We start from the raw sequence: 15,983 nt of genomic DNA, 5'->3' as shown, positions 1-15,983 counted from the left end.
TCGGCCCCGCGAAGAGGCGCGATGCCGGGGGGGCGGCACGGCCCCGACAGGCGCCGAGAGCCCCTGCGGGCCCCGAGCGCCCGCAGGGGCTGATCAGCTGCATGACGATGTGCTTCCGCTTCGATACGAGGCGCTGCAGACACCTCCGCCGGGAGCGCCTGGGCTCGGCGGGACCGCGCTGGAGAGGCTACTTCGCCGGGGCCGGGGCGGGCTTTTCCGGGGCCGGCGCGGGCTTGTCGGGCTTGTGCTCGCAGTAGACCTTGCCCTGGTAGAACTTGCAGCCCGGCATGTTCTCCACGTCGCGGACCTTGTTCTTCTTGCCGTGCTTCTTGTCCTTCTTGCCGTGGTGCTTCTTGCCCTTGTCCTTATGGTGGTCCTTCTTGTTCTGGTGCTTGTGCTTGTCGTGACCGCTCTGCGCCTGCTCGACGGTCTGCGGCGCGGCCTGGGCGGCAAATGCACTGGTGGGGAGCAGGACACCTCCGCCGACTATCGCGGCCGAAACGGCGACCATCGCGAAACGCTGCTTCCGAGAAGTGCGGACCATGAGAAGGACTCCAGTCAAGAGACAACGGGGTAGGTAATTTAAGAGGGTCTGGGATGTGATGTCCGTTTTGCCCTCTGGTTAAGAGACTGACCTCCGAGCTTCACGAGACCGTCCGTCGACTGTCACAGCCGCGTGACAGGCGGCGCGTCCCACGCCATCGTCCTCTCTGGCGCACCGCACCGCGCTCGCCCGTTACGGTGAGTCACCACTAGCCGATGTAGGAGCTGGCAGAGACGGGCCGGGCCCTCGCCCGAAGACGGTCTGCGCGGCGTCCCCGAACCGTGGGCACTCCTGGCAGTCGCCCGCCGCGCGAGCGCAGGGCAGACAGGGAGTCGCGCCCTACCCCAGGCCTGCGGTCACGGTTGCGGCCGGGGCGGCTCTCGCGCTCGCGGCCATGGCCGCCACCCCTCCGAACCCTGGACGGATCCGGTTCATGTGCCCTGGTCCGTCCCGTAGCCGGGGCCACGGGACGGCAGTCGGCTTCTGCCCGACGCCGTGACGCCGAACCGGGCGTTCGCGGTACGGCTCGCGCGGCAATCGGGGCCAGGCGACCGACCGCGATGCCTCCTCCCCGTGCTCACTGCGTACGGCGCGAGGTGTGCCGGGCTGTGCTCAGGGCAGGCGGACGGTATGGCCGTGTTCGTGGGCACCTCCGGGTGGCAGTACCGGGACTGGTCGGGCGTCCTCTATCCGTCCGACCGGCCGCAGAGGCTGTGGCTGGAGGAGTACACGCAGCACTTCTGCACGGTGGAGAGCAACAACGCCTTCTATCGGCTTCCCTCGCCCGAAACGTTCGCCCGCTGGCGCGCCCGCACGCCGCCCGGCTTCGTCATGGCGGTGAAGGCGAGCCGCTTCCTGACGCACATCAAGCGACTGCGCGAACCCGCCGAGCCGGTCGAGCGCCTCATGACGCACGCCGCGTCCCTCGGGGACCGGCTCGGACCCGTGCTGCTCCAGCTGCCGCCCACCCTTCGGGCCGATCCGGCCGCTCTCGACGCCTGCCTGGCCTGCTTCCCCGAGGGCACACGCGTCGCCGTCGAACCACGGCACCCGTCCTGGTGGACGGAGGCTGTGCGCTCGGTCCTTGCCGACCGGGGCGCGGCGCTGTGCTGGGCCGACCGCGGATCGAGGCCCGTGACGCCGCTGTGGCGCACCGCCGACTGGGGATACGTACGGTTCCACGAAGGACGGGCGCGGCCCGCCCCCCGCTACGGGCCCACGGCACTTCGGAGCTGGGCGGCCCGGATCGCGGACACCTGGCCCGCGGACGCGGACGTCTTCGCCTACTTCAACAACGACCCGGGCGGGGCGGCCGTGATCGACGCGGAGGCCTTCGGGCTGCTGACGCGTACCCCAGGACCGTCCCGCGCGCGGGCGCCCACAGGCCCTGGAGTGTCCCGGCACCAGCACGGATAGACACCAGTCCTGCACACGGACGGGAACGGTGGAAGCCCGGCGAGATCGTCCGGCAGAGCGGCCTCTACGCATGCGACTGTCGAACCCCTGCACCTCCGATGGCGACCTGGTCCCCTCCTGCGTGAACCCGGTCCTCGCCGCCTCCGCGACCCTGGCAGCCGGGGCCGCAACCGTCACCCGCGCGGTCCGCGCACCACTGCCCGTCTGAGGAGGCCACCCGGCCACCCGTCCTCGAACCTGGCCGGACGGGTCACCCCGCGCTGCGGCGACCGGCCTGCGTCAGAGGTCGTGGCGGGGCCGGAGGCGGGGGGCCGTGAGGAAGTCCGCGATACGCACTCCCCAGGTCCGCACGTCGGCGCGGGTACGGGAGAGGTGGAGTTCGGCCTCGGGCAGGCAGTCGGCCAGAGCTTCCGCGGTCGACACCGGGTGGCCCGGGTCGTCCACCCAGGTCAGGATCAGGGTCGGGCACCGCAGCGCGGCGAGTGCGGCAGGTGGGGGCAGGTCGGAGCGGGCCAGGCCGTGCAGGACGGACGGCAGGACGGACTCCGGGGGCGTGGGCGGGAACGCAGGGACGTCGGCGACGACCGCCGGCCGGTGCGGGTCACCCCGGGCGGCGAGCCAGGTCCCGGCCCCCTCCCGTTCGATGGTGGCGGCAGCAGCGCGGTTGGCCCGGGCGTACGCCTCCCTGGTCCCCCATGCGGTCGGCGGAAGGAGCAGCACCAGCCGGGAGAAACGGTCCGGCGCCCGGGCGGCGGCGTGGAGGCACGTACCGCAGCCCATCGATGCCCCGATCCCGTCGACGGGATCCGTGGTGTCCAGGTGGTCGAGTAGGCTCAGCAGGTCGTCGGCAAGCGATGCGTAGGTGTAGTCCGCGTCCACGGGCCGGCCGGTGGAGCGGCCGTGCGCGCGTGCGTCGTAGCGGACCAGCCGACGACCCGCCCGCAGGACAGGCGCCCAGTCGAACAGGCCCATGCGCTGCTCGACGGCCTGGCTGACGAAGCCGCCGTGCGCGTACACCGCCAGGGGTCCCGTGCCGGTGTCGTCGTACACGAGCTCGGCCCCGCGATGACGGAACCGGCCCTCGGTGACCGGCCGCCGCGATTCCGGTGTCCCCATGGTGAAACGTCTTTCCGCCCGTACGGGCCCCCATGCCTCGGACGTCGATGGGGGCGGAGACCGGCGCAGATGCCGGTCTGGGACCACGTCTGGAACCACGTCCCGTCCAGCGCCGAGGGCGACGTGGACCGCCTCGCCGGGCGCACGGGGCGGTCTCGCCCTGCGCACGGCCGGTGTCGAAGGCGTCCTGCACCCCCACGCCGACGCGGGCGTCGACACGGCGCTGCCGGCCGCCGTGGTCGACCTGTTCCGCCGCGGCATGGACGCCGGAAGGGGCCCGTGCAGCTTCGCCGGCGTGGTGGAGCTCGCGAAGAGGAGGAGGCTGGCGGGCGCCGGACATGCCGGGACAGCAGACCAGGCAGCCTGATCGCGCCGCTCACGACGGAACCGTCACCGCCGCATGCGAGAGCTGTAACGGTCCTCGCCGGGGCGTGAATCCGAAGCCTGGGCGGGCATCCTGTCCAGACCGATCCCAGCACGTCAGCAGCCACGGGGGCTCATGATGCGCACCTTCCGCAAGACCAGCCACGCCCGGTCGCGCGGCGCCCTCGGCCTCGCCGCCACCGCGCTCCTGACCGCCACGGCCTGCGGGCCGAGCGACGGCAAGGCCGGCGCCACCCCGCCGCCGAAGTCCTCCGCCTCCCCTACCGCATCGTCTTCCCCGTCCTCGTCGGCGTCCGCGCCGACCGTCCCCCCGGCCTCCGCGTCTCCGCCGGCGAAGGCGTCCACCAAGCCCTCCTCCGCCTCCTCCTCCGCCGCGCCTGGCCGGCCGGGCGAAGCCGAGGGCGACCCCACGGGCATCGACGGCAACTGCCCCGACGAGTTCACCGACGTCAAGGTGGAGTGGGCCGTGCCACCCAGCAAGGACGACACGAAGCTCCTGCTGACCGTCACCAACACCAGCACCCGGCCGTGCAAGCTGCGGACGCATCCCGTACTCCGGCTGGAGGACGGCAACGGCCGGCTCGTCGGGATCTTCAAGAACTCCAAGCCCCGGACGGAGGTGACCCTCGCTCCCGGGGAGGAGGCGTACGCGGGTCTGCTCCTGCGCCAGAGCAACAAGGAGGTCAGCACCCTCGTGAAGAGCATGGCGCTCGCGCCGCACGGCCAGCAGCCCGACAGCAGCACGGGCGAGGGCGTCCTCCTGCAGATGCCGAAGGGCGCCGTGTACGTGGACGACAAGGCCCGCGTGACGTACTGGAACAGCAGCTCGGAGAATGCCGTCTCACCACTGTTCCCGCACTGACGAAAAAACGACGGGTAGCCGTCCGGTCATCTCGGACTCTTGCGCGCCCACGGCAGACCTCGTCAGTGCTCGCGGGCATCCCCGTGCGGCCCACCCGAGCGGGTCGTCGGCTGCTCCGTCGAGCGGTTGGCCGCCTCCTGGCCCAGACCTCGACGGATCACGAGGGTCCAGGCGAGGCAGCCGAACCCGATCGTTGCCGCGACAGCCCGTACGGTGTTCCAGGTCGTCCACGTCGCTTCGTCGAGCTGGGCGCGGACCGCCGTGAGAGCGGCACCGCTGTCGGAGGCCGTGGCCGTCCGGATCTTCTCGTTGAGCGGCTCATGGATGCCGAACGTGATCGCGAACACCACCAGGCAGCACACCAGTGCCGCCCCTGCCCACATCAGCACCGGCCGCTGCCCCGCGCGGAGATGGAGCACCACGGACAGCCCGGTGAACAGCAGCGTGCCCATGAAGCCGACACCGAGGAACAGCGGATTGGTGATCGCCGCATCGAGCGCCCGGAAAGCCTCGACGAAAGTCCGGTCATCGACGTTGCGCAGACCGGGCATGACCGCGTTCGACCAGTTCACGAAGAAGCCCGCCAGCAGTCCGGTCGTCATCGTGGCCGCCATCAGGACCACGGTCCCGAAGGCTCCGTTCCCGGCGCGCTGCTGCCCGGTCACGACGGCATCCCCGTCGCGGTTTCCGCACGGCTCCGGAGACCCGATACGGCGGACGGGCGGGCTGAGGCTGCAGACGCGCGTGCGGTCGATGTACGGGTCATGGATCCAGAAAAGCAGGGTAGGGAGCGATCATCCGTGATTGATGACCACCCCTCCCCCTGGATTCGCGTTCACCATGGCACGCGGAGCCAGAACCGGCGCCCGGCGCGCCCAGGCTCTCCCCCTGCGGCGCGCTGCGGGCGTGGCAGCCCGGAGAGCGTGTCCGGCCGGGGCCTGCACCTGCGCGAGGGCGTCGTCATCGGGCCGAAGACGGAGCCGGCGGGCTGTCAGTGGTCGGCTGCGAGGATCAGGTCGGCCGCGAGGTGCGGGCAGGTGCGGGCGTGCCAGGTCACCGACAGCACCCCGCCGACAGCCGACAGCGTCCGCGCTGCGCCGTCTTGGTCCGTGGCTTTGCAGTACGGGCACACGAGCACCCGTGGACGGTCGACCTCGAGCACGGCCCTCACCCTCCTCGGCCGGCAGGACTGGTGCACCGGCTCAGGCCAGAACTATCAAATCTGCAACCGTTTGGCCTCCTTACCGGCGGGTATGCACTGCGATTTCGCCACCTCCCGTGCCCGGCGTCAGCCGGACGGCCGACGAGCAGCCCTGGGCAGGCCGACGTCTGCCGGCGGGCCGGGCGGGGGCCGCGCAGGACCGGGGGGGCTCGAGCAGCCCGCTGAACGGGCCTCGACCGGGCGGCGTGACCGAGGACCACACGCCGAACCACTGCGCGACACAGGCGGCGGCAGAACTCCCGGAAGGGGGCGAGTCCGCCTTCGTCGCTCAGCCCTCGTGCTCCGGGCAGTCCCGCTCGGCCCGCCCTAGTTACCCGAACCGCCCGTGAGCGTGCCGACGAGCCCGCCCTCCGCGACGACGTCGCCCGCGAGTTCTCCGGTCTCGAGATCGCTGGTCGGTAGACCGACCCCGAGACCGTCGATCGCGGATACGGATCCCAGCGGGCCGTCTGCCGCCTGGGCCACGCCCGTGACGGAGAGGGCCGCGCCGGCGAGGGCGACCGCGGCAAGTACGCGCTTCATGTTGGTCACGCCATGCGAACGCAGACGCCCGGGCCGGGGTCACGCACGGACGAGGCCGGGAGTACATCGAGGGCGTCGACGGCGGTGAACTCCACCGAGCAGGTCCACGGCCTGGCAGGACCTCGAAGGCCTCGCCGCCGCACCCGCGGCCCGCGTCCGGGGCGAACCCGCCACGTTCTCGGTCCTGGTCGGCGGTCGCCCGGCCGTGTGGGAGTGAGCCTGCATGCCCGGCTCGGCCCCGCCCGGCCCAGCAGCCGATCGGGCCGAGCGGTCGCGCTTTACGGGACGAGGTGAGTACCCCGTTCAGTCCCACCGGTTGAACATCAGCTCGCCCACCGTGTCGGGCCGCCAGTAAGCCACTTGTGTCAGCTCGGCTGGGGCAAGCTCGCCGATGTCAGCCGAGGCCAGCGGCATGCTCAGTTCGGCGACGTCGAGCAGCCGGAAGCCGTTCACCTCCAGCGCGCCCGCCCACGCCGGCGGTGGTGTGAAGTCCGGCAAGGGCGCGCCGGCCTGCGGCGGGCTCGCCACGAAAGCGACGACCGGGAGCACCTGGTGGCACAAGAGGACCGTGGTGCGACCGTACGGGGTGGTGATCAGTACGGTACGAAAGCTCGACGCGGCTCCGTGCGGGGGCACTTCGGCGAGCGTGCCCGTGATCGACCGGGCAACCGCATGGCAGGCGGTTCTGAAGGCCACGAGGTCCGCCCGCGGCACCGGGTCATCGCCGGGCCCCCAGAACCCGGTGGCCCCCCTCGCGACAAGGCTCAACGCACAGCTCACCTTTCGTTCCGGCACGCAGGTCTGCCTGCAAGAGTGCCACGTGTCCCGGCCGGGTGATCACGTGCCCGGCGGCGTCGGGGAGGGATGACACGACGGCGGCCCTGCCGCCGGGTGGGGTGGCAGGGCCGGGCGTCACACGGATACCGGCCCGGGGTGGTGGGCCGGCTGGCACGTGCCGCCGCTCTCAACCGCCTGCGATGGCCGTACGTCACGCAGGTTGGGCCATTCAGGTACGGAGGCAGCCGTGGGGGCCGTCGTGGTGGCGGCTGCCCTCGTCGTTGAACCAGTAGTCACCGGCGGCCAGGTAGCGGGCGGAGTGCGTGCTCCTGCCGGGCCGCGCGACCGCTATGCCCCACTGCCCGCCCTCGCGTGCTTGCGGGGCGTGGGCGCCGGGGCTCGAGGCGTGGAAGTCCCCCATCATGCTGACCGTCCCGGGCGGGGTGTCGGCGGGAAGAGTGCGGGTGACCTCGGCGTGGTCGTTGCGCGGCGTGCGCTCCACCATGGCAATCGGCTCCTGACGGTGCGGGGTGAGGGGGTCGCGACCATCTTCCGTACTGGGGAGCCGGCCCGCATTCCGGCGCATCGCACCGGCAGGATTCACCCGCCATCACACTGCGTAGCGGAAAAGATGCGAACTGTGGCGCTCCGTGTCAGGTTGGTGGATGAGTCACCCCCCCCCACCCACCCCGTAGCAAGGAGTCGCCGTCATGGGCGGTAAGCAGGACAAGCGCCAGGAGCCCGGCAAGAGCCGCGAGGAGCACAAGCACCCGCAGCGTCCCGGCCAGGACCCGGTCCACCCCGAGCCCGTCACCCCGTCCCGCGGCGGTCAGCGTCCCGAGGAGAGGGAGCGGCGTCGCGAGGAGGACCTGCTCCGCGGCAACGACTTCTGAGCAGCGCCGTACCCCACGCACGCAGAGCCCGGCCGAGCCGTAGTCACCCGGCCGGGCTCTGTCATGCCCCGCACCGGCCCGTCCGCAGCTCTGTTCGCGGGCACGGGTGCACGCGCAGGTGAGGGTGGTCAGGTATGTGGTCAAGGTCCGTACCCAGTACCGCGTCGCGCTTCGTCCGGCCTCGTCGGTCAGTGCCTGCGCCCCGTGCTGCCGGATCAGTCCTGCGGCAGCCAGGGCGACCACACCGCGTCCCAGTCCTGCATGCTCCAGCGCAGGTCCCCATCCCCGCCAGCTCTTCCGGCCGCGTACAGCCGCCCGCCTTCGCCGGCGCGCTCCGTCACCTTCGCGAGGACCCCGGCATCCGGCCCCGGTCAGATGTGACGTCATCTGCGGTACGGGGGCCTGGCCGCGGGCACGATGCCCCCAGGGCGGGATCACACCGCCGAGCGGCCGGCCGCCCGCTCCGAGCAGCGGGCTTGCGGACCACGTGGGCCACGTGGACTCGGACCGCTCCCTCGCGGCGCCCCGGGAGCACGTGCTGTGCGCCCGTGCCGCCGCTAGCGGACCAGGGCGAAGGTACCGGCCGCGACGGCTCCGCCCACCGCTGCACCGGCAAGGACTTGGGCGAGGGTGTGGTCCTTCAGCTCCACCCGGGACCAGCCGACGACGGCGACCAGGGGGTAGGCGAGCAGCAGCCAGGGACCGTAGGTCAGGGCGAGCATGGCGACGCTTCCGGACGACACGGCGGCGTGCACGCTGATCTTCCAGGCGGGGGTCACGGCGAGGAGGGCCGTGAGGGTCGCCAGCATGGCCGCGATCAGCGCAATCATCGTGCGGGGTGCGCTGAAGGCCCATAGCAGGAGGATCCCGGTGGCGACCGAGGCGGAGATGAAGGTCATGACGATGATGCGCTGGCGCCGCTGACCGACGTGCCGGTCGCCCCAGCGACCGCGGCGGATGCCGTAGGTGATGAAGACCAGGGGTATGACCGCGGCGAACAGCGCGCCGAGAAGGCCCCAGCCGACTCCGCCGAGGCGGCCGGTGTGCCAGCCGATGAGGAGGGTGTCCGCGATGATCCAGGTCTTGGGGTCGAGCCCATCGGTGATCAGGCGTGCGACCCGGAATTCCTCGGGTGGTGTGAGGGTGGTCGTCATGCCGTGGCCTCCTGGCTGGTGGTGGCGAGGAAGTCGCCGACCACAGGGGGGGTGGGGGCCGGATCCGGGCAGGTCGGCGAGCCGTGAGGCCTCGGGGTCGAAGTGGTGCGGTCGCGTCGTTGATCCGGACGGTACCCGGCCCCGGTGGGCGTACCGTCGGCAGGACGTCGCCAGACGTGCCTTCGCGCGCTGCGCGCCTACGGAGGACACGGAGGGCTTCGGCTGCCGGGCTGGTTGCGCCCTTCTGAGGCCTGCCCGGCGAGGCGCGATCCGGGTGATTCACGTCGCATCGGGACGTTCACCCCGTTTGCCGCCGCCATGATCGCGCAGGCGGCATTCCTCGAACACCATCGAGGAAAGGACCGCCATGGCGGCCCCCCATCCCCCGCAGGTGGCCGATCCGGAAGCGGTGAAGCGCCCCGCAGGACGGACATCACCGTCGCGGACGACCAGTCCGTCAAGCGGGCGGTGAAGGCGCCTCGCTGGGCAACGCCATGGAATGGTTCGACTTCGGCATGTTCTTCGGCCCGATGGGCGACCGCCTCGGCCGGAAGAAGTCCTGGCTCTCACCATGACCTTGATGGCGATCGGCACGTTCGCCATCGGCCTGATCCCTTCGCACGGCACGATCGGTCTGTGGGCCCCCGCCCTGCTGATCGTCTTCCGCATGCTCCAGGGCTTCTCGACCGGCGGTGAGTACGGCGGAGCGTCCACCTTCATCGCCGAGTACGCACCCGACAAGCGCCGCGGTTTCTTCGGCAGCTTCCTCGAATTCGGCACCCTGGCCGGCTACGTCGGAGCGGCCGGCCCCGTGACCACGCTGTACGCCGTGCTCGACGACGGTCAGACCGAGGCGTGGGGCTGGCGCATCCCGTTCCTCGTCGCGGGGCCCTTGGGCCTCGTGGGCCTCTACCTGCGGCTACCTGACCTCGCCGTCGTAGCCGCCGGCCCCGCCGGTCTCACCGGCGGGGCTCGGGCAGGTTCGGACGGCTTCGGGTCAGCCCGAGGCGGCCGGGCCCTTCTCGACAGGGGTCTCGGGAGCAGACGCCGGGGCCGGAACGCGGTCCGGGTTCTCCTTCTCCGAAGCCTCCGCGTCCGGGTTCGGAGCGGGAGGGGCGGGCTTTTCGGGTGCCGGAGCCGGCTTCTCCGGGGCGGGGGCAGGCTTCTCCGGGGCCGGCGCGGGCTTGTCGGGCTTGTGCTCGCAGTAGACCTTGCCCTGGTAGAACTTGCAGCCCGGCATGTTCTCCACGTCGCGGACCTTGTTCTTCTTGCCGTGCTTCTTGTCCTTCTTGCCGTGGTGCTTCTTGCCCTTGTCCTTCTGGTGGTCCTTCTTGTTCTTGTTCTTCTCGTGACCGCTCTGCGCCTGCTCGACGGTCTGCGGCGCGGACTGGGCGGCAAATGCACTGGTGGGGAGCAGGACACCTCCGCCGACTATCGCGGCCGAAACGGCGACCATCGCGAAACGCTGCTTCCGAGAAGTGCGGACCATGAGAAGGACTCCAGTAAGAGACAACGGGGGAGGTGATTTCAGAGGGTCTGGGATGTGATGTCCGTTTTGCCCTCTGGTTAAGAGACTGACCTCCGAGCTTCACGAGACCGTCCGCCGACTGTCACAGCCGTGTGACAGGGCCGGGTCGGTGGGCCGGGGGCACCGACATCGGATGTACGCGCCCGGCGCGTCCTTGACGCGGTGGCGCCGCCCGAGGACGACACCGTTCCCGCCACCCCCTTCCGTCCCGTCCCGGTCGCTGGAAGCGGGGCAGGATCTCGGGCTCCCGGGCTCCCGGGCTCCCGGGCTTCAGCGGCGGCGTTCCGGCGGGGTGGACGGTCGGCGGTGGGGCGCGGCGGCGCCCGAGGCGGCGTCGCCGTGGTGGGCGGAGACGCGTTCGCCGTACGGGGCCGGGGGCTGGGCCGGGATCCGCAGGAGGGTCGCCGACGGCGGAGGCGTGGACGCACGGATGTCCCGCAACCCGCGACGGAGCTGGACCCGCAGCACGCGTCCCAGCGGGCGTTCCACGAACCGGTGGATGCCCCAGGCGAGGACCAGCATGAACGCGGTGACGCCGAGGACCAGCGGCACCGGGGCCACGTCGTTCCGGAAGCCGTGGATGAGCGTCAGCCCGGCCATCATGTGGATCAGGTAGAACGGATAGGTGAGCGCGCCCGCGTGCGGCAGCCAGGACCACTGGACCCGGTCGAGGGCGCCGAGCGCGATGGCCCCCATGACGAGGAAGCCGATCGCGATGATCACGTGGGCGGGCCAGGCGGGCGTCCGCTCGGTGATCCCGCGGCCGAGGCTGGAGATCATCCGGCCGTGCACGTAGTGCTGCGCGAGGAGGAACTGGAGGCCGACGATGCCCCACAGCACGCCGTTCGGGCCGAACCGTCGCATCAGGTAGAAGGCTATGCCGGCGATGAAGTACGGGGAGTAGGACGGGACCGCGAAGAAGGACAGGGTGAGGTTGTCCACGCCGGGGGCCACCACTCCGGCCAGGGTCCAGATGCCGCAGAAGAGCACGCAGTTGCGGTAGTTCACGCCGCGCACGACGACGACAGCGAAGAGCACGTAGAACTTGAGCTCCACGAAGAGGGTCCAGTACGCCTCGTCGACGTCCGGGACGCCGACGCCGCCCTGGAGCATCGAGAGGTTCACGACGACGTCGCTGAGCTCCTTCAGCCGGCCCACTTCGGGCCAGGTGAACAGCACGAGGGCGGTGAAGACGACGCCCGCCCAGTAGGCGGGGAAGAGCCGGGAGATCCTGGAGACGGTGAAGTCGCCCAGGGTCCGGCCCCAGGCGCTCATGCAGATGACGAACCCGCTGACCAGGAAGAAGACCTCGACGCCCAGCCAGCCGTACAGGGCGAACGGGCGGGCGGCGGGAAACACGTCCTCGGTCGGCTGCCCCCACCCGCTCTCCAGGACGACGAAGTGGTAGAACACGACGCCGGCCGCGGCGAGGATCCGCACCCCGTCGAGCACCGCGAGACGCGGCCCTTTCCTCGGCCCGGTACTGCCCGCAGTCATCCCTCACCCTCCGACGTGTGTGCGGCGGCCGGTGACCGCTCCCAGACCTGGGGCACTGTACAGCTGACGCAGAGCGACGTTCTGGGGAAGGGTGTTCAGCTCATGTCACTGGATGGCGCACTCACCCCGGGCGACCGCCCTGACCGCGCGGGCAGTTCCGGGGCAGCTCAAGAGCCGGTTGCACCCACCGTGGGTGATCAAGTACACGTCCTGCGGTCCCGGTTCCGCAGCCGGTCGGGCCCGGCGCAGTCCGGTGTGGAGGTGGTCCGGGGCGACCGCGAGGACGACGCTGGGCTCAGCCGCTGATCATCGACAGCAGGAGCCCGTGGGTCTCGGCGTCCGCGGCCGCGACGAGTCCACGGCCCGCCGGCCCGATCGGAGCTCCGTCGACTCCGGTGACGACACAGCCCGAGGCCTGGCACAGGGCGATGCCGGCGGCGAAGTGCACGCTGTCGCTCAGGTCACCGCCATCGGTGACGTATGCGGCGCGTTTGCCGGCCGCCACCCAGGCCAGTGCCAGCGTCGTGGACACGACCCGCGGCCGCAACCGTGCGACGAACCCGGGGTGGGCGAGCAGGTCCACCGCTCGGAATCCCGGTGCGCTCGGAAAGGGCGGGTCCAGGTTCACGTCCACCAGCTGGGTGGCAGCCGTGTGTCCTTCCCCTCGCGCCGCACCCACGCGGTCTCGCCGTCGGTGAAGTAGACCTCGCCGCTGAACGGGTCGGCCACTGCGGCCGGACCGTTGCGCAGAGCCACGTTGACGGCGACCAGGGTGGTGCCGACGGCGTAGTTGAGCGTGCCGCACAACGGGTCCACCAACCACTGGCGCACCGCGTCGGCCGCACCTTGCTGCCCGCCCTCCTCGCCGTGCACCGCATCCTGGGGCCGCGCGGCGCGGATGACGTCGAGGATCGCCCGCTCGGCGGCTACGTCGGCGTCAGTGGCGAAGTCCCCGGCACCCTTGTCGATCCGGGTGAGCCGCTGCCCGTACCGGGAGTGCACGGCCTCGGCTCCGGCACGCGCCGCAGCTATCGCAACGTCAGTGTCGTCAGGGCTCGTTGTCGAGTTGGTCACGGCGTGCACAGTACCGGGACGACGTACCCCTGTCGGCCTCAGGGCCGTTCGACGTACTGGAGCACGCCGCCCCCGGAGAAGCAGAGGGCGCCCAGCAGGGTGCCCCAGTTGGCGATGCCGGCGTCGAGTTCGCTGCCCGTCGCCGCCGGGGTGAACGCCGCGAGCGCGGACACCATGAAGAGGACGGAGCCGAGCTGGTTGACGGCGACGACCCACCAGCCGAGGTCGTGCGCGAGGACGCGGACCCGGCCGTGGCAGACCTCCACGAACGACAGGTGTCCGGACATCAGGAACAGCACGCACCCGATCACGTCGGGGGTCCAGATCAGCCGGTCGACCTGCTGGGCGCCGAGGCCCCGGAGGAAGGAGTCCAGCAGGTTCACCGCGAACACCAGCGTGCCTACCAGCAGCACGAAGACGCAGACCCAGTCCAGGTGCATCGGCTCGTAGCTCCACCACCGCCACCGCCGGGTGACCAGGGCGTCGGCCCCGGCCCGGACGTGCCGGGGGGCGTTGACCACTTGGAGCAGGGAGACGTATCCGCCCGTATTGAAGAACAGGCCGCCGACGAAGCAGATCCCGGCGCTGGTGGTCGCGTCGCCCGAGCCGAACTGGGCCACCCCCGCGCCGGCCGCGAAGAGCGCGCCGCCGATCACGAAGGCGCCGGCGGCGATGGAGTTCAGGCGGCGCAGCCGGCTGAGGGACGCGGCATCGGCCCGGCTGCGGCGGGCTGCCGGCGCACCCGGCGCGCGGACCGCGAGCACGCCCCGGCGGCGAGCCAGGCGCGACTCCCAGACGACCTCGCCCCCGTCGGGCAGCTGCCAGGTGCGTCGGGTGGTGAAGGGTCCGGCGCCTTCGGCGGCCCGCAGCTCGGCCTGTCCCACGGACCGGACCCGCCCTCTCAGACGAGGTGGATCGAGCCGTCGGCGACCCGGATCCGCTTCGACGCCAGGGGCGCCGTCGCCGGCCCACGGGCCACGGAGCCGTCGGCGATGCTGAACCCGCTGCCGTGGCACGGGCAGTCGGCCGTACCGCGGGAGACGCCGGAGAGGGCGCAGCCCTGGTGGGTGCACGTGGCGCTGAACGCCTTGAACACCCCTGCGACGGGCTGTGTGATCAGGACGTTCCGCTCCGGGAAGATCTTCCCGCCACCGACCGGGATCTCGGAGGTCTTCGCGAGAGGTGCGCGGTGGTCCGTCGGGCTCTCGGAATGTCCTTCCTCTTCCGCGGCAGTCGCCGCGGCGGCAGGACAGGCAGCGCATCCGAGCGCTGCCCAGGCGAGTCCGGCCGCGGCGGCCTTCTGCATGACGTCCCGTCGCGACGTTTCCACCGGCGGCTCCTCGGCTACTGGTCCTCTTGGGGGATCCGGACGCCTATGCATAGCAGTGGGGGCCGTCGCATCCGGGGAGCGTCACCCCTTCAGGGCGAGTTCGCCGCGAACCCGTCCGGAGCGCTGACTGTGCGCCGGGCGCCCGCCCGGACCTGTCGGTCGGGCGGGCGCGCCGGTGGTGTCCGCCGCGATGCGTCGCCCCGGGTGGGGCCTGGCTGGCGGGGGCTGTTCCTCAGGAGCCGTCGGCGAAGACGGCGTACACCGCCCGGCGGCCCGCGTACTCGCTCAGGTTCCAGATCACGGACTCGCGGTAGGCCCAGTCGGTGGTGGTGCCGCTGTGGAAGCTGAGGTCCTCGGAGCCGACGGCGAGGCGGACGACGGTGGAGGGCGTGTCGGTGCCGGAGGTGACGGTCCGCAGGTAGCCGTTGGAGGACGGGCCGTCGCTGCGTGACAGGTAGTGCTTGTTCTGGCGGGAGACCACGCCCTGGATCTTGCCCTGGTTCACCGTGACGGCTTCGCTCGCGGTGGTGGAGGCGAGTTCGCGCGTGGTGGAGGCGAGCGGCCACCGAACGATCTTGGGCGTGTTGATCTTGGTGCCGTTGCCGTTCCAGCCGTCGCCGGAGTAGTCCACGACAGGGGTGTCCAGGCTGGTGGCGTACTCGGTGACGGTGAGGCTGTCGGGGCTGGACGCGCGGTCGAGGCCGATCGCCGAGAAGCGCAGCAGGGTTCCGGTGTTGTCGTAGGCGGCGATCTGCGGAGCGACGAACCGGTAGTCGTAGGCGTGGTAACTGCCGTCCGTGTGCTTCCCGCAGATGTCCGGGAGACCGGTGCTGACCTCGAACATCCGGTCCAGGTCGAAGACCCGCAGCCCCTTGTACGTGTCGACGACGTACAGCCGGTTGCCGTACCACATGATCCCGCCGGCGTGCTTGCGGATGGGCTGGTAGGTGTAGGTGCCGTCGCCCGAGCGGAGGGGCTCGACGAGCAGGACGTGCCGGTAGACGGGCGCGGAGGCCGAGCTGTAGTCGACGAAGCTGAGGCGGATGCCCTTGTCGATCGCGAACTCGTGCACCTGGTCCTCGTCCGGGTCGGTCTCGAAGTACCAGGACACGAGGACCACCCGCTTGCCGCCCGCGGGCCACAGGCCGGCGCCGAGGGCGTCGGCACTGGTGGTGATCCCCTGCGGGATCCATTCGACCGCACTCTGGTCGCCGGGGTTCCAGGTGAAGCCGTGCGAGAAGCCGCCGACGCCGGCCGGCGCCGAGGAGAGCTTGGTCGCGGGGCGGTTGGCGGCGGCCAGCACCTCGGAGACCCCCACGGTGGGCAGGGCCCGGGCCAGGCCCGCGATGTGGTCGGCGAACTGCCCCGAGGTGTTCGAGTTCCGCTCGGCCAGCGTGAACTGGCCGGGCGGGATGGTGGCGGCGTGGGCCGTGGCGGGGGCGAGGGCGGCGCCGGCCGCGGTGACGAACGGCGCGGCCGCCATTCCCTTGATGATCGTCCTACGTGACATGGTCATGCGGCGAGAATCTAGATTCTCGCATCCCGTCGGCGCAAAGCCCGGCCTCTCCCCCAAGTGGTGCAGGGCGCAGGCCAGTAGCGTTGGACCCCCGTCAACTCCGTTTCGGGAGAGGGTGGTTGACGCAGCTCACACCCCGGCGTGGGCC

At 71.4% G+C, this 15,983-nt stretch carries 19 protein-coding genes and 2 pseudogenes; 6 read left to right on the top strand and 15 right to left on the bottom strand.

Annotated elements, in window-relative coordinates:
* Positions 1–187: 187 nt before the first annotated feature.
* A complete protein-coding gene (locus ACFWUZ_RS22295; RefSeq protein WP_384375479.1) occupies positions 188–544 on the bottom strand; it encodes a hypothetical protein in 357 nt (118 codons plus the stop codon).
* Between the two features lie 630 nt (positions 545–1,174).
* Between ACFWUZ_RS22295 and ACFWUZ_RS22290 the strand changes: the two genes are divergently transcribed.
* Entirely contained in the window at positions 1,175–1,960 is a 786-nt protein-coding gene (locus ACFWUZ_RS22290; RefSeq protein WP_384375476.1) for a DUF72 domain-containing protein, read from the top strand.
* Positions 1,961–2,030: 70 nt separating this feature from the next.
* Positions 2,031–2,168, top strand: a complete 138-nt coding sequence (locus ACFWUZ_RS22285; RefSeq protein WP_384375473.1) for a hypothetical protein — start codon at positions 2,031–2,033, stop codon at positions 2,166–2,168.
* 71 nt (positions 2,169–2,239) lie between these two features.
* Here ACFWUZ_RS22285 and ACFWUZ_RS22280 read toward each other — a convergent pair whose 3' ends face one another.
* Positions 2,240–3,076 carry an alpha/beta fold hydrolase gene (locus ACFWUZ_RS22280; protein ID WP_384375470.1) on the bottom strand — a complete coding sequence of 279 codons (837 nt, stop codon included), beginning with the start codon at positions 3,074–3,076 and terminating at the stop codon, positions 2,240–2,242.
* Between ACFWUZ_RS22280 and ACFWUZ_RS22275 the strand changes: the two genes are divergently transcribed.
* Positions 3,075–3,443: a hypothetical protein gene (locus tag ACFWUZ_RS22275; RefSeq protein ID WP_384375467.1), complete on the top strand. Its 369-nt coding sequence runs from the start codon at positions 3,075–3,077 to the stop codon at positions 3,441–3,443. The genes ACFWUZ_RS22280 and ACFWUZ_RS22275 overlap by 2 nt on opposite strands.
* Before the next feature lie 132 nt (positions 3,444–3,575).
* On the top strand, positions 3,576–4,322 hold the full coding sequence (locus tag ACFWUZ_RS22270) for a DUF4232 domain-containing protein (protein ID WP_384375464.1): 747 nt from the start codon (positions 3,576–3,578) through the stop codon (positions 4,320–4,322).
* Between the two features lie 62 nt (positions 4,323–4,384).
* On the opposite strand, the gene ACFWUZ_RS22265 is transcribed toward ACFWUZ_RS22270, so the two are convergent.
* From ACFWUZ_RS22265 to ACFWUZ_RS22245, 5 genes are all read right to left on the bottom strand, one after another.
* Positions 4,385–4,936 (bottom strand): DUF1772 domain-containing protein, encoded by a 552-nt coding sequence (locus tag ACFWUZ_RS22265; protein ID WP_384375461.1) that lies wholly within the window; start codon positions 4,934–4,936, stop codon positions 4,385–4,387.
* Positions 4,937–5,313: 377 nt separating this feature from the next.
* Positions 5,314–5,484, bottom strand: coding sequence for a hypothetical protein (locus tag ACFWUZ_RS22260; protein ID WP_384375458.1), 171 nt, complete (start codon positions 5,482–5,484; stop codon positions 5,314–5,316).
* A gap of 366 nt (positions 5,485–5,850) precedes the next feature.
* A complete protein-coding gene (locus tag ACFWUZ_RS22255; RefSeq protein ID WP_384375455.1) occupies positions 5,851–6,066 on the bottom strand; it encodes a hypothetical protein in 216 nt (71 codons plus the stop codon).
* A gap of 303 nt (positions 6,067–6,369) precedes the next feature.
* Positions 6,370–6,834: a hypothetical protein gene (locus ACFWUZ_RS22250; protein ID WP_384375452.1), complete on the bottom strand. Its 465-nt coding sequence runs from the start codon at positions 6,832–6,834 to the stop codon at positions 6,370–6,372.
* A 238-nt stretch (positions 6,835–7,072) separates the two neighbouring features.
* Complete coding sequence (locus tag ACFWUZ_RS22245) at positions 7,073–7,348, bottom strand: hypothetical protein (RefSeq protein WP_384375449.1); 276 nt, start codon at positions 7,346–7,348, stop codon at positions 7,073–7,075.
* A gap of 205 nt (positions 7,349–7,553) precedes the next feature.
* Here ACFWUZ_RS22245 and ACFWUZ_RS22240 point away from each other — a divergent pair, with 205 nt between their 5' ends.
* Entirely contained in the window at positions 7,554–7,736 is a 183-nt protein-coding gene (locus ACFWUZ_RS22240) for a hypothetical protein (protein WP_384375446.1), read from the top strand.
* Positions 7,737–7,951: 215 nt separating this feature from the next.
* Here ACFWUZ_RS22240 and ACFWUZ_RS22235 read toward each other — a convergent pair whose 3' ends face one another.
* Positions 7,952–8,077 (bottom strand): hypothetical protein, encoded by a 126-nt coding sequence (locus ACFWUZ_RS22235; protein ID WP_384375443.1) that lies wholly within the window; start codon positions 8,075–8,077, stop codon positions 7,952–7,954.
* 216 nt (positions 8,078–8,293) lie between these two features.
* Positions 8,294–8,890: a hypothetical protein gene (locus ACFWUZ_RS22230; RefSeq protein ID WP_384375440.1), complete on the bottom strand. Its 597-nt coding sequence runs from the start codon at positions 8,888–8,890 to the stop codon at positions 8,294–8,296.
* A 367-nt stretch (positions 8,891–9,257) separates the two neighbouring features.
* Here ACFWUZ_RS22230 and ACFWUZ_RS22225 point away from each other — a divergent pair.
* Positions 9,258–9,902 (top strand): annotated as a pseudogene (locus tag ACFWUZ_RS22225) (MFS transporter); the annotation flags it as partial.
* Here the strand turns inward: ACFWUZ_RS22225 and ACFWUZ_RS22220 are convergent.
* The 6 genes and pseudogenes from ACFWUZ_RS22220 to ACFWUZ_RS22195 form a co-directional block, all read right to left on the bottom strand.
* The gene (locus ACFWUZ_RS22220; protein WP_384375767.1) at positions 9,888–10,379 is read right to left on the bottom strand and encodes a hypothetical protein; all 492 of its coding nucleotides are present in this window, start codon (positions 10,377–10,379) and stop codon (positions 9,888–9,890) included. The pseudogene ACFWUZ_RS22225 and the gene ACFWUZ_RS22220 sit on opposite strands and share 15 nt — an antisense overlap.
* A 309-nt stretch (positions 10,380–10,688) precedes the next feature.
* Complete coding sequence (locus tag ACFWUZ_RS22215) at positions 10,689–11,915, bottom strand: acyltransferase family protein (protein ID WP_384375437.1); 1,227 nt, start codon at positions 11,913–11,915, stop codon at positions 10,689–10,691.
* Between the two features lie 295 nt (positions 11,916–12,210).
* Positions 12,211–12,989, bottom strand: a pseudogene (locus ACFWUZ_RS22210) (inositol monophosphatase family protein).
* 38 nt (positions 12,990–13,027) lie between these two features.
* Complete coding sequence (locus ACFWUZ_RS22205) at positions 13,028–13,873, bottom strand: hypothetical protein (protein ID WP_384375434.1); 846 nt, start codon at positions 13,871–13,873, stop codon at positions 13,028–13,030.
* A gap of 17 nt (positions 13,874–13,890) precedes the next feature.
* Positions 13,891–14,319 carry a Rieske (2Fe-2S) protein gene (locus ACFWUZ_RS22200; RefSeq protein ID WP_384375431.1) on the bottom strand — a complete coding sequence of 143 codons (429 nt, stop codon included), beginning with the start codon at positions 14,317–14,319 and terminating at the stop codon, positions 13,891–13,893.
* Positions 14,320–14,551: 232 nt separating this feature from the next.
* On the bottom strand, positions 14,552–15,835 hold the full coding sequence (locus ACFWUZ_RS22195) for a hypothetical protein (RefSeq protein ID WP_384375428.1): 1,284 nt from the start codon (positions 15,833–15,835) through the stop codon (positions 14,552–14,554).
* Between the last annotated feature and the right edge of the window lie 148 nt (positions 15,836–15,983).

This window comes from Streptomyces sp. NPDC058646, assembly GCF_042716875.1.
Classification (GTDB): domain Bacteria; phylum Actinomycetota; class Actinomycetes; order Streptomycetales; family Streptomycetaceae; genus Streptomyces.
Note: the sequence above shows the minus strand (reverse complement) of the source record. Positions and strands in the feature narration are given on the sequence as shown.

Coding starts and splice junctions, on each gene's coding strand:
- ACFWUZ_RS22240 (WP_384375446.1), top strand. CDS start 7,554: ATGGGCGGTAAGCAGGACAAGCGCCAGGAGCCCGGCAAGAGCCGCGAG.
- ACFWUZ_RS22270 (WP_384375464.1), top strand. CDS start 3,576: ATGATGCGCACCTTCCGCAAGACCAGCCACGCCCGGTCGCGCGGCGCC.
- ACFWUZ_RS22290 (WP_384375476.1), top strand. CDS start 1,175: ATGGCCGTGTTCGTGGGCACCTCCGGGTGGCAGTACCGGGACTGGTCG.
- ACFWUZ_RS22295 (WP_384375479.1), bottom strand. CDS start 544: ATGGTCCGCACTTCTCGGAAGCAGCGTTTCGCGATGGTCGCCGTTTCG.
- ACFWUZ_RS22220 (WP_384375767.1), bottom strand. CDS start 10,379: ATGGTCCGCACTTCTCGGAAGCAGCGTTTCGCGATGGTCGCCGTTTCG.
- ACFWUZ_RS22285 (WP_384375473.1), top strand. CDS start 2,031: ATGCGACTGTCGAACCCCTGCACCTCCGATGGCGACCTGGTCCCCTCC.
- ACFWUZ_RS22265 (WP_384375461.1), bottom strand. CDS start 4,936: ATGGCGGCCACGATGACGACCGGACTGCTGGCGGGCTTCTTCGTGAAC.
- ACFWUZ_RS22275 (WP_384375467.1), top strand. CDS start 3,075: ATGGTGAAACGTCTTTCCGCCCGTACGGGCCCCCATGCCTCGGACGTC.
- ACFWUZ_RS22280 (WP_384375470.1), bottom strand. CDS start 3,076: ATGGGGACACCGGAATCGCGGCGGCCGGTCACCGAGGGCCGGTTCCGT.
- ACFWUZ_RS22215 (WP_384375437.1), bottom strand. CDS start 11,915: ATGACTGCGGGCAGTACCGGGCCGAGGAAAGGGCCGCGTCTCGCGGTG.
- ACFWUZ_RS22230 (WP_384375440.1), bottom strand. CDS start 8,890: ATGACGACCACCCTCACACCACCCGAGGAATTCCGGGTCGCACGCCTG.
- ACFWUZ_RS22255 (WP_384375455.1), bottom strand. CDS start 6,066: ATGAAGCGCGTACTTGCCGCGGTCGCCCTCGCCGGCGCGGCCCTCTCC.
- ACFWUZ_RS22245 (WP_384375449.1), bottom strand. CDS start 7,348: ATGGTGGAGCGCACGCCGCGCAACGACCACGCCGAGGTCACCCGCACT.
- ACFWUZ_RS22195 (WP_384375428.1), bottom strand. CDS start 15,835: ATGACCATGTCACGTAGGACGATCATCAAGGGAATGGCGGCCGCGCCG.